The sequence below is a fragment of the Mesorhizobium sp. 10J20-29 genome, from assembly GCF_054130485.1.
In genome coordinates, this window is the sequence record NZ_CP199156.1 from 3,637,517 (window position 1) to 3,649,113 (window position 11,597).

Consider the following 11,597-nt stretch of genomic DNA (forward strand, 5'->3'; position numbering starts at 1 on the left):
CGCCCGCCGACCGCTGCGGAATTGGGCGATGAACGCCACCTGCTGAAGCGCTTCGAGCGCCACGGCCCGGTCTTCAAGGCCTGGCTCGGCGGCAAGGTAACGACCTGCCTCATCGGCATTCCTCTGGGCCACCGTTTCCTTGCCGAATGCGAAGACTGCATAGAAGCCGCAACGCCGGATCTGAAACCCGTCTTCCCGCAGGGATTCCTGCGCCAGATGCAGGGCGAGACCCATGCGCATTATCGCAAGCTATTCGCGGAGGCACTGCGCGCCGCCGACTACCGCGCCCATCAGGAGGCCAACCGGCAATCGATAGACCGCGCGCTCTCGGCAATCGCCGCCGAGCCGCAGCCTGCCGAACTAGGGGTCGCTCGGGACCTGGTCAGGCAGGCGGCGAAGGAGACGCTCTTCCGGATGGTGCTGGGCGTCGAGCCTGGCTGGCACGGCCATGACAGGCTTGCCGAAGAGTTCCGCGCCTACGCTCCCGACGGCACCTTCGTGTCGCCGGCGCCGCAGCAGATCGCTGCCTATGGCGAGATGAGCGAACTGCTTATGCTGCGCGCCGGCGAGATCGAGCGCGAGCAGGCGCTTCCCAGCATGCTGGCAAGCGTCGTTTCGTCCGGCGGCCTCGACGAGACTGCCGTCGGCAACCTTCTCCACATGACCGAGACAGGCCAGTTCGACCTGACCGGCCTATGGTGCTGGATCCTGTCCATACTCGGTCGCAACCCGGCATTTGTGGATCGGATCGCAGCGGAAGGGGACGAGAGGCGGCGGGACGCACTGTGCACCGCCGTCGCGCAGGAAACGCTTCGGCTCGCGCAGAGCGAATATGTGACGAGGCGTGCCACGCAAGACATAGTCTTCGAGGGTTTCCTCATCCCGAAGCGCACCATGGTCCGGATCGCCGTCTGGGAAGCGCACAAGGACCCCGGCATTTTCGATGACCCGTTTCGCTTTGACCCGATGCGGTTCGTCGATCAAGAGGTTCCCGCGGACCGATATGCGCCGCTCGGGATCGGCAAGAGACGCTGCCTGGGAGCAGGCTGGGTCGTCGGGCTGAGTTCCCTGTTCGTGCAGCAGATCGTTTCCGGCTTCCGGATAGAGACGGTCGGTCAGGGAGGCGCCTTGCGCGGGCGCTTCCATTTCGAGCCGAGCGACAGGCTGGTGGTCCGTCGCAGAGAACGCGACGGGCTTGCCGCCCGGAACTGAACGGCGGTCAGCCCTTCAGCATCTCCGCCACCCTGGGCGCGAAGTAGGTCAGGATGCCGTCGCAGCCAGCGCGCTTGAAGCAGAGCAGCGATTCCAGCATCGCCCGCTCGCCGTCGATCCAGCCATTGGCGGATGCCGCCATGATCATCGAGTACTCGCCCGACACCTGGTAGGCAAAGGTCGGCATCGAGAAGGCGTCCTTGAGCTGGCGGATGATGTCGAGATAGGGCAGGCCAGGCTTGACCATGAGCATGTCGGCGCCCTCCAGAACGTCCTGCTCGGCCTCGCGCAGCGCCTCGTCGCCATTGGCATGGTCGAGATAGTAGGTCTTCTTGTCGCCCTGCAGCAGGCCCGCCGTGCCGACAGCCTCGCGGTAGGGGCCGTAGAAGGCCGAGGCGAACTTCGTCGCATAGGACATGATGGCGACGTCCTGGAAACCATTGGCGTCGAGCCCGTCGCGGATCGCGCCGACGCGTCCGTCCATCATGTCGGAGGGCGCGATGATGTCGGCGCCGCACTGCGCCTGGATGACAGCCGCCGCGACGACCTGGTCGACCGTCTCGTCGTTGACGATGACGCCGTCGCGCAGGATGCCATCATGGCCGTGGCTGGTGAAGGGATCGAGCGCGGCGTCGGTGATGATGCCGATTTCGGGCACCGCCGCCTTGATGGCGCGGGTGGCCCGGTTGATGACGTTCTCGGGGTCGAGGATGTGCGAGCCGGTCTGGTCACGCAGCGACAGATCGACATTGGGGAAGGTGGCGAGCGAAGGGATGCCAAGCTTCGCGGCGCGCTCGGCTTCCCTGACCGCGAGATCGACGCTCATGCGGTAGACGCCGGGCATGGCGGCGATTTCCTCGCGGCGGTTTTCGCCGTCGATGACGAAGATCGGCCAGATCAGGTCGTCGACGGTCAGCCGGTTTTCCTGCACGAGGCGGCGCGACCAGTCGGCCTTGCGCATGCGGCGCAGGCGGCGGGACGCGGTGATCTCGTCGACGCTGCGGCTGGTGGTTACTGCCCTTGCAGGGGTGAACTTGTTCATGGTGTCTACTCCGGATCGAGCGGCTTTTAGCACGAGGGCCGGGCGTTCACCAATGCCTCGGGACTGGTCCAGAGCGAGGCCGGATTGCGGCTGGCGACCAGGCGCGAGGTCTTGCTACAATATCGGCAATGGGCAATTGCCGGCTGCGCGCGGCCGGATTCGAAAGCGGAGTGCAGTCATGCAGAAGACCATCCCCGACGTGACGGGCGGAGCAGAACTCCTGGCCAAGCAATCCGCCGTCGATCACCAGGGCAGCCTGCGCCGCGTGCCGATAGAGGGCGTCGTGTTCAGGCCGGTGCGGCCGGTGCCGCACGAAGACGGCCACGTTGCCGAGGTTGCCCGCCAGGACTGGGAAGAGATCACCGCGCCGATCGTGCAGGTCCACACGACGACGACCTATGCCGGCCGCATCAGGGCCTGGGGCCTGCACCAGGTCAGCACCGACCGGCTCTTCGTCGTGTCGGGACTGGTCAAGATCGTCGTCTTCGACGGCCGCAACGGTTCGCCGACCCAGGGGCGCATCAACGAATTCACCGTCAGCGAGAAGAATCCGGGACTGCTGACGATCGCCCCCAACCTCTACCATGGCTGGAAGAACATCGGCGTCACCGAGGCGATCATCATCAACATGCCGGACCGCATGTACAACTACGAGTCGCCCGACGCACTCGATCTGCCCTGGGATTCGGAAGCGGCGCGCTGCATCGTCCCCTACAGCTTCTAGCTGGCGCGCTTCGACAGAACGGAGGACGCCATGACCGTCAGACGTATCGTCGCCAATGTCGCCACCGCCAATCCGCGCGCAGCGCAGGCATTCTACGGCGACCTGCTCGGACTGGAGATCGTCATGGACCACGGCTGGATCGTGACGTTCGCGGGTGACGAAGCCGCCGTGCGGCCTCAGCTCAGCTTCGCCAGCGAAGGCGGCTCGGGCGCGCCGGTGCCGGACCTCTCCATCGAGGTCGATGATGTCGACGCCGTGCATGCGCGGGCGCAGGCGGCCGGCCTCGAGATCGCCTATGCAATCACCGACGAACCATGGGGCGTGCGGCGCTTCTTCCTGCGCGATCCGTTCGGCCGGCTGGTCAACATACTGGCGCATGGCGGCCAAGCCTGAAGCGCCGGCATTGACGCGCCTATCCGCCACCCTTTAGCAGTTCTGTTCCGGCCGGGAGCGGAAAGGGATTCTGTCACGATGGATTTTGGCGGTGGCGACCAGATCCGCTTCGAGCGGCTCGGCATGGCGGGCGTCGTCACGCTGACGCGGCCGAAGGCGCTGAATGCCGTCACCCATCAGATGGTGAAGGCCCTGTCGCGGGCGCTCGATGCCTGGGAGGACGACCCGGGTGTCGCGGTGATCGTCGTCAAGGCCGAGGGCAAGGCGTTTTCGGCCGGCGGCGACATTCTCGACGTCTACGAGGCGGGCAAGGCGGGTGACCCGCCGGTCGCGTTCTTTGCCGACGAGTACCGCCTCAACGCCAGGATAGCGCGCTACGGGAAGCCCTATGTCGCGCTGGTCGACGGCATCGTCATGGGCGGCGGCGTCGGCATCTCCTTCCACGGTTCGCATCGCGTGATGACCGAACGGGCGCAGTTCGCCATGCCGGAAGTCGGCATCGGCTTTTTCCCGGACGTCGGCGGCAGCACCTTGCTTGCCGATCTGGGCGGCTCGTTCGGCATGTATCTCGGGCTGACCGGCAAGCGCATCGGTTATGGCGACGCGCTGTGGTCCGGGCTGGCGACCCACACGGTCGAATCGAAATACCTCGACGGCCTGCTCGACAACATCGCCGAGACCGGTGACCCCGGCACCGAGCTGCGCGAGGCGTTCAGGCCCGTGCCGCGCCAGACCGACGACTCCGCGCTGCACGCCATCGCCCGTCATTTCTCCCAGGGGACGCTCGACGATGTCGTGGCGAGCCTCGAGCAGGCAGCCGCGACAGACGAGTTCGCCGCCGAGACGCTCGCCACCCTGCGCCAGAAATCGCCGACCAGCCTGAACGTCGCCTTCAAGGCGATCAGCACCGGCCTGACGCTCGACATGGAGGAATGCATGCGGATGGAGTTCCGCATATTGAACCGCATGCTCAAGGGCCACGATTTCTTCGAGGGCATCCGCGCAGCCCTCATCGACAAGGGGTCGAAGCCCGAGTGGCGGCCCGCGCGGCTGGAAGAGATCGACCAGGCCGTCATCGACGGCTACTTCGCGCCGTTGCCGGGCGGAGACCTCGTGCTGTGAGCGACGTCGTCGAAAGATCCGCCGTGATGCGGCCGACCGTCGTCGAGGTCATCTTCGTCTGGTTCCAGCGGGTCATCGCCGGCTACTGCCTGCTGTTCGGCGTCCTCTACTGGATCCGGCTGATCGGCTTCTACGAGGGGCCGCTATGGCGCTTCGACCTGATGCCGCTGCACTGGCAGGTCGCCGCGGTGACGCTGGCCGTGTTCTTTCCCTTCGCCGCGATCGGCCTGTGGATGCTGGCCTCCTGGGGCCCGGTCATCTGGGGCATCTGCGCGGCGACGGAAATCCTGATGTACGTGTTCTTTCCCGACCTCTACGGCAACCGGCTGCTGATCGTCGTCAGCCACATTGTCGTGGCGCTGTTCTATGGCGGGTTGCGCGGCCTGATTTACTGGCAGAAGCGCAAGGCGGACCAGTACGGTTAATTTTATGGTCTTGGGTGACCGCTCGTTAAGCCTCTTTCGAAACCACCTCAACTTAACCCCTTGTTAGTCTTGGCGTTTAAGTCGAATTTTATGTGTATTCGATAGTGTCGCGATCAAGGTGAGAAATAAAAACAATCACCGGGCGACAAACGAGAGGCAAGACAAATGAACACCAATTCGCGTCCGGCGGCGAAGCCCGCTACCGTATCGGACGATCGCCGCGAAGCGATCCGTTCGCTCTACATGGAATCGCTGCAGCTGGTCGAGCGCCTGCACCGCCGTCTGCTCGACGTCATCAAGGATGAGTTCGACCGCAACGGCCGCAGCGACATCAACGCCATCCAGGCGCTGCTGCTGTTCAACATCGGCAACTCGGAGCTGACCGCCGGCGAGCTGCGCTCGCGTGGCTACTATCTCGGCTCCAACGTTTCCTACAACCTGAAGAAGCTGGTCGATCTCGGCTTCATCAACCACCAGCGCTCGCGCATCGACCGTCGTTCGGTCCGCGTCAGCCTGACGCCCAAGGGCACGGCGGTCGCCGAGGTCGTCGGCGGGCTCTACGAACGCCACATCGGCTCGATCGAGCAGGTGGGCGGCATCAACACCGAGGAATTCATGCAGATGAACCGTGCCCTGCAGCGGCTCGACCGCTTCTGGAACGACACGATCGCCTACCGCATGTGATCTGCCGGCCAGGCGGCCGCGTTGTCGCCAGCTGCTTGGCAGGTAAATTCCAGTGGCCGCGCCCGGGGGGACGCGGCCACTTTTCGTTTGCCTCACGGCATCGTTAATGGCCACGGGCCATGCTGCTGCCATATTCGAGTGGAAACGGGAGAACCGACCGTTCCGCCATGCGCGCATTGCGACCTGGACGCCTGAGGCGGGCGCGCCATCTACCGAGACGGACAGGGTTCCGCATGGTTGGCCAATTGTTAAGAATGGCAACCATAAAGTGCGGAGCCCGATAGCCCGAACAGCCGCCGCGATGCGAGAAGAGTAGACTTGATGACGACCAACAGCAGCCGCCGTTTCTTCCTCACCGCCGCAGGCGCCATGGCCGCCACGGCCCTGACGGGCGTCGCGAGCGCCCAGGACGTGATCGGCGATATTCTCAATTCATCGCGCCGCGGCAACTGGGACGACACGTTCGATGCACGCGCCACGCAGAACGACAAGGTCGCGTCCAACCTGCCTATCTTTTCGCCGCAGACCGTCAGCTACATCGAGCAGGCCGTCTCGCAATATTCCAGCATCGTCGCGCAGGGCGGCTGGCCGATGGTGCCGGCCACCAAGAAGCTGCAGCTCGGCGTCGTCGATCCCGACGTCGTGGTGCTGCGCAAGCGGCTGATGATCTCTGGCGACCTGTCGACCAGCGCCGGCATTTCCGAATCCTTCGATACCTATGTCGACGCTGCGGTGAAGCGCTTCCAGGCGCGCCACGGGCTTCCGGCCGACGGCGTGCTCGGCACCTACACCTATGCGGCCATGAACGTCTCGGCGCCGGTGCGCCTCGGCCAGCTCGAGACCAACCTCGTGCGCCTGCGCTCGATGTCGGGCTTCCTCGGCAACCGCTATGTCATGGTCAACGTGCCCGCAGCCCAGATCGAGGCGGTCGAGAACGACCGCGTGGCGCTGCGCCACACGGCAATCGTCGGCAAGATCGACCGCCAGACGCCGATCCTGAACTCGGCGATCAACGAGGTCATCGTCAATCCGTACTGGAATGCGCCCGTGTCGATCGTCCGCAAGGACATCATCCCGCTGATGCGCAAGGATCCGCAGTACCTGGCCAACAACAACATCCGCATCCTCGGGCCCGACGGCATCGAGCTCGACCCGTCGACCATCGACTGGTCGACCGAGGACGCCACGAAGTTCCGTTTCCGCCAGGACCCCGGTTCGGGCAATGCCATGGCCTCGGTGAAGATCAACTTCCCGAGCCCGGAAAACGTCTACATGCACGACACGCCGCAGCAGAGCCTGTTCTCCAAGCTGATGCGTTTCGATTCCTCGGGCTGCGTGCGCGTGCAGAATGTGCGCGACCTCGTGACCTGGCTGCTGCGCGACACGCCGGGCTGGGACCGCCGCCGCTTCGAGGAGACCATCAAGAGCGGTGAGAGCACGCCGGTGCAGCTCGCCGAGCCGGTGCCGGTCTATTTCACCTACATTTCGGCCTGGTCGACGGGCGATGGCGTGGCGCATTTCCGCGACGACATCTACGGCCGCGACGGCGTCGACGAACTGCGCATGTCGCAGGCGCTCTGAACGCCGCAGCCCAACGCTTTCGAAAAGGCCGCCTCCGGGCGGCTTTTTCTTTGCATGGCGGACGCATGGCGCATTCCGACGCGCAGATTTCGCGCCGCGAACATGGCGAGGGCAAAACAACTGTGTTAATGGCGCCCGACACCGCCGCCCGACTTTTCATGCAAGGATTGACCCGTCATGGCATCAGCCGCCTCGAAGCAGCACGAATCCTTTTTCGGCACGACGCTTGCCGACGCCGACCCGGAGATTTTCGGCGCCATCCGCTCCGAACTCGGCCGCCAGCGCCATGAGATCGAGCTGATCGCCTCGGAGAACATCGTCTCGCGCGCCGTGCTCGAGGCGCAGGGCTCGATCATGACCAACAAGTATGCCGAGGGCTATCCGGGCAAGCGCTACTATGGCGGCTGCGAATTCGTCGACATCGCCGAGGAACTGGCGATCGAGCGCGCCAAGAAGCTGTTTTCGTGCAATTTCGCCAATGTGCAGCCCAATTCCGGCAGCCAGATGAACCAGGCGGTGTTCCTGGCGCTGCTGCAGCCGGGCGATACCTTCATGGGCCTCGACCTCAATTCGGGCGGCCACCTGACGCACGGCTCGCCGGTCAACATGAGCGGCAAGTGGTTCAACGTCGTCTCCTACGGCGTGCGCAAGGACGACCACCTGCTCGACATGGACGCCATCGAGAAGCAGGCGCACGAGACCAAGCCGAAGCTGATCCTGGCCGGCGGCACCGCCTATTCGCGCGTCTGGGACTGGAAGCGCTTCCGCGAGATCGCCGATGCGGTCGGCGCCTGGCTGATGGTCGACATGGCCCATATCGCCGGCCTGGTGGCGGGCGGGCAGCACCCGTCGCCGCTGCCGCACGCCCACGTGGTGACCACCACGACGCACAAGTCGCTGCGCGGCCCGCGCGGCGGCATGATCCTGTGCAATGACGAGGCGATCGCCAAGAAGATGAACTCGGCCGTTTTTCCCGGCCTGCAGGGCGGTCCGCTGATGCATGTGATTGCCGCCAAGGCGGTGGCCTTCGGCGAGGCGCTGAAGCCGGAATTCAAGGATTACGCCAAGGCCGTCGTCGACAATGCGCGCACGCTGGCCGACAGCCTCAAGGCGACCGGCCTCGACATCGTTTCGGGCGGCACCGACAACCACCTGATGCTGGTCGACCTCAGGCCGAAGAACGCCACCGGCAAGCGCGCCGAGGCAGCGCTCGGCCGCGCCAACATCACCTGCAACAAGAACGGCATTCCCTTCGACCCCGAAAAGCCCTTCGTCACCTCGGGCGTCAGGCTGGGCACGCCGGCCGGCACGACGCGCGGCTTCGGCGAGGCGGAGTTCCGCGAGATCGGCCAGCTGATCTCGGAAGTGCTGGACGGGCTGAAGGTCGCCAATTCCGACGAGGGCAATGCCGCCGTGGAAGAGGCGGTGAAGAAGAAGGTGCTGGCGCTGACGGAGCGCTTCCCGATGTATCCCTATCTGGGGTGAGCGGGGAACCGGTCTTGCGCTGACGCGTCCGGCGCTTTCACGCGGCGCCGAAAAGCTCTAAGGCTTTCGCGACGAGAGAATCGCAAGATATAGGGTTTCCATGCGCTGTCCCTACTGCCAGTCGGAAGACACACAGGTGAAAGACTCCCGTCCTGCCGAGGATGGCGGGGCGATCAGGCGCCGGCGCGTCTGCCCGGTCTGCGCCGGACGCTTCACGACGTTCGAGCGGGTGCAGCTGCGCGATCTCGTGGTGCTGAAGAAGTCGGGCCGCAAGGTGCCGTTCGACCGCGACAAGCTGCTGCGTTCGGTGGAGATCGCCGTGCGCAAGCGCAATGTCGATCCCGACCGCATCGACCGCGCAGTGACGGGTATCGTGCGCCAGCTTGAAAGCTCGGGCGAGGCGGAAGTGCCTTCCGACGAGATCGGCCGCCTGGTCATGGAGGCGCTGAAGTCGCTCGATGACGTCGCCTATGTGCGCTTCGCCTCGGTCTACCGCAATTTCCGCGAGGCCAAGGATTTTCACGAGGTTCTGGGCGAGCTGAAGGGCGACGAGGACGCAGCCTGATCCATGGCCGCGACCACGGCTCACGACGCCGAACAGGCCAATGACCGCCGCTACATGGCCGCGGCGATACGGCTGGCGCGCAAGCACGCCGGCCTGACCTCCACCAACCCCTCGGTCGGCACGCTGATCGTGCGCGACGACGGCGACGGTCCGGTGATCGTCGGGCGCGGCGTTACAGACATCGGGGGCAGGCCGCATGCCGAGACCGAGGCGCTGGCGCAGGCGGGCGCGAGGGCGCGCGGCGCGACCGCCTATGTGACGCTCGAGCCCTGCGCCCACCACGGCCGCACGCCGCCCTGCGCCAGCGCGCTGGTCAGCGCGGGCGTGGCGCGTGTCGTCGGCGCGGCGAGCGACCCGGACAGCCGGGTTTCGGGCAAGGGCTACGCCATCCTGCGCGACGCCGGCATCGAGGTCGTCGAGGGCGTGCTTGCCGCAGAGGCCGCCGACGCCATGGCCGGCTACCTGATTCGATCTCTCAGAAAGCGCCCGGAAGTGATTCTGAAGCTTGCGCTTTCCGTCGACGGCATGATCGGCAAGCCGGGCGAGGGGCAGATCGCCATCACCGGCGCCGTAGCGCGCCGGCAGGTGCACCTGATGCGGGCCGGCGTCGATGCGGTGATCATCGGCATCGGCACCGCGCTCGAGGACGACCCCGAGCTGACGGTCAGGCTGCCGGGGCTTTCGGCCCGGTCGCCTGCGCGCATCGTGCTCGACCGCCAGGCCAGGCTGCCCGCCGATTCCAAGCTCGCGCGTTCGGCAAGAGCGGTGCCGCTGCTGATCGCGGCCTGCGCGGAGGCCGATCCCTCGCGCAAGGCCGAACTGGAGCGCACGGGCGCCAGGATGCTCGCGACCGAGACCTATGACGACCGTGTCGCGCTGCCGGAACTGCTCGAGGATCTCGCCGCGCAGGGCATGTCGAGCGTGCTGGTCGAAGGCGGCGCGGCGACAGCGCGCCATTTTCTCGAGGAAGGGCTGGTCGACCGCATCGCGCTGTTTTCCGGCGCCGTGGTGATCGGCGAGGGCGGCCTTGCAGCGCCGATCGATGCGTCACGCATGCCGCCCGGTTTCGAGCTGGTGCGCGAGGCGAGTTTCGGCGACGACCGCTACCAGGAATGGACGAGGGCGATCTGATGTTTACCGGCATTGTTACCGATATCGGAAAGGTTGCCTCGACCACGCCGCTGCCCGAGGGCGTGCGGCTGCGCATCGAGACCGCCTACGATCCGCAGACCGTGGACATCGGCGCCTCGATCGCCTGCGCCGGCGTCTGCCTGACGGTGACCGGCCTGCCCGAGAAGGGTTCCAATGCGCGCTGGTTCGAGGTTGAGGCCTGGGAAGAGGCGCTGCGCCTGACGACAGCGTCGCGCTGGGGGCAGGGCACCCGGATCAACCTCGAGCGCGCGCTGAAGATCGGCGACGAGCTTGGCGGCCACATCGTGTCGGGCCATGTCGATGGCATGGCCGAAATCGTGGCGCGCGAGGACGAGGGCGACGCCGTGCGCTTCACGCTGGAGGCGCCGGCCCATCTGGCGAAGTTCATCGCGCCCAAGGGCTCGGTCGCGCTCGACGGCACCTCGCTCACCGTCAACAAGGTCGACAGGACTCGCTTCGACGTGCTGCTGATCCATCATTCGCTGACCGTGACGACCTGGGGCGAGCGGCAGGCGGGCGACGCCGTCAACCTCGAGATCGACACCATGGCGCGCTACGCGGCGCGGCTTGCGGAGGCCGCCGAGCAGGGCCTGTAGCGGCGCTCCGGCCAGCCGCGGCCTGCCTGGCACACACTGTATCCGCCGCGGAGACGATGAAGCGCTTGCGATACGACCCGGTTCGGCCTAAGTGACCGGCTTCTCCGGAGACTTTTATGGCCGTCACGTCAGACCACAAGAAAGCTTTCAGCCTGCCCAAGGCGAAGGCGCACATCCTGATCATCGAGGCGCGGTTTTACGATGACCTCGCCGATGCGCTGCTGGAAGGCGCCAAGGCGGCACTCGACGAGGCGAAGGCAACCTACGACGTGGTGACGGTGCCCGGTGCGCTGGAAATCCCGGCGGTGATCTCCTTTGCGCTCGATGGTGCGGCCAATGGCGGCAAGACCTATGACGGCTATGTCGCTCTCGGCACGGTCGTGCGCGGCGACACCTATCATTTCGAGATCGTCGCCAATGAATCCTCGCGCGCGCTGATGGACCTAGCGGTCAATGAAGCGCTGGCCATCGGCAACGGCATCCTGACCACCGAGAACGACGAGCAGGCCTGGGTTCGCGCCCGGCGCAGCGACGGCGACAAGGGCGGCTTTGCCGCGCGCGCCGCGCTCACCATGATCGCGATGCGCGAAAAGCTCGGGGCCTGAGACCGTGAAAC

The 11,597-nt window shown here is 65.7% G+C and carries 13 protein-coding genes; 12 read left to right on the plus strand and 1 reads right to left on the minus strand.

Annotated features, from left to right (window positions below; genetic code table 11):
- Positions 1-21 precede the first annotated feature (21 nt).
- Positions 22-1,212, plus strand: coding sequence for a cytochrome P450 (locus ACT2BZ_RS17290; protein WP_457936356.1), 1,191 nt, complete (start codon positions 22-24; stop codon positions 1,210-1,212).
- 7 nt (positions 1,213-1,219) lie between these two features.
- On the opposite strand, the gene hemB is transcribed toward ACT2BZ_RS17290, so the two are convergent.
- Positions 1,220-2,254, minus strand: a complete 1,035-nt coding sequence (gene hemB, locus ACT2BZ_RS17295) for a porphobilinogen synthase (RefSeq protein ID WP_457936357.1) — start codon at positions 2,252-2,254, stop codon at positions 1,220-1,222.
- A gap of 178 nt (positions 2,255-2,432) precedes the next feature.
- On the opposite strand from hemB, the gene ACT2BZ_RS17300 reads away from it, so the two are divergent.
- From ACT2BZ_RS17300 to ribH, 11 genes are all read left to right on the plus strand, one after another.
- Positions 2,433-2,978, plus strand: a complete 546-nt coding sequence (locus tag ACT2BZ_RS17300) for a dTDP-4-dehydrorhamnose 3,5-epimerase family protein (protein ID WP_457936358.1) — start codon at positions 2,433-2,435, stop codon at positions 2,976-2,978.
- A gap of 30 nt (positions 2,979-3,008) precedes the next feature.
- The gene (locus ACT2BZ_RS17305) at positions 3,009-3,371 is read left to right on the plus strand and encodes a VOC family protein (RefSeq protein WP_457936359.1); all 363 of its coding nucleotides are present in this window, start codon (positions 3,009-3,011) and stop codon (positions 3,369-3,371) included.
- A gap of 78 nt (positions 3,372-3,449) precedes the next feature.
- Entirely contained in the window at positions 3,450-4,493 is a 1,044-nt protein-coding gene (locus ACT2BZ_RS17310; protein ID WP_457936360.1) for an enoyl-CoA hydratase/isomerase family protein, read from the plus strand.
- The gene (locus ACT2BZ_RS17315) at positions 4,490-4,918 is read left to right on the plus strand and encodes a DUF6163 family protein (protein WP_457936361.1); all 429 of its coding nucleotides are present in this window, start codon (positions 4,490-4,492) and stop codon (positions 4,916-4,918) included. The genes ACT2BZ_RS17310 and ACT2BZ_RS17315 overlap by 4 nt, the downstream gene beginning before the upstream one ends.
- Positions 4,919-5,083: 165 nt before the next feature.
- Positions 5,084-5,602: a transcriptional regulator LdtR gene (gene ldtR / locus ACT2BZ_RS17320; protein WP_457936362.1), complete on the plus strand. Its 519-nt coding sequence runs from the start codon at positions 5,084-5,086 to the stop codon at positions 5,600-5,602.
- 321 nt (positions 5,603-5,923) lie between these two features.
- Positions 5,924-7,183, plus strand: coding sequence for a L,D-transpeptidase family protein (locus ACT2BZ_RS17325; protein WP_457936363.1), 1,260 nt, complete (start codon positions 5,924-5,926; stop codon positions 7,181-7,183).
- 177 nt (positions 7,184-7,360) lie between these two features.
- A complete protein-coding gene (gene glyA / locus ACT2BZ_RS17330; protein ID WP_457936364.1) occupies positions 7,361-8,668 on the plus strand; it encodes a serine hydroxymethyltransferase in 1,308 nt (435 codons plus the stop codon).
- 100 nt (positions 8,669-8,768) lie between these two features.
- A complete protein-coding gene (gene nrdR / locus ACT2BZ_RS17335) occupies positions 8,769-9,233 on the plus strand; it encodes a transcriptional regulator NrdR (protein ID WP_457936365.1) in 465 nt (154 codons plus the stop codon).
- Positions 9,234-9,236: 3 nt separating this feature from the next.
- Positions 9,237-10,364, plus strand: coding sequence for a bifunctional diaminohydroxyphosphoribosylaminopyrimidine deaminase/5-amino-6-(5-phosphoribosylamino)uracil reductase RibD (gene ribD / locus ACT2BZ_RS17340; protein WP_457936366.1), 1,128 nt, complete (start codon positions 9,237-9,239; stop codon positions 10,362-10,364).
- Entirely contained in the window at positions 10,364-10,981 is a 618-nt protein-coding gene (locus tag ACT2BZ_RS17345) for a riboflavin synthase (protein WP_457936367.1), read from the plus strand. The genes ribD and ACT2BZ_RS17345 overlap by 1 nt, the downstream gene beginning before the upstream one ends.
- A 116-nt stretch (positions 10,982-11,097) precedes the next feature.
- Positions 11,098-11,586, plus strand: a complete 489-nt coding sequence (gene ribH, locus ACT2BZ_RS17350) for a 6,7-dimethyl-8-ribityllumazine synthase (protein WP_457936368.1) — start codon at positions 11,098-11,100, stop codon at positions 11,584-11,586.
- Positions 11,587-11,597 lie beyond the last annotated feature (11 nt).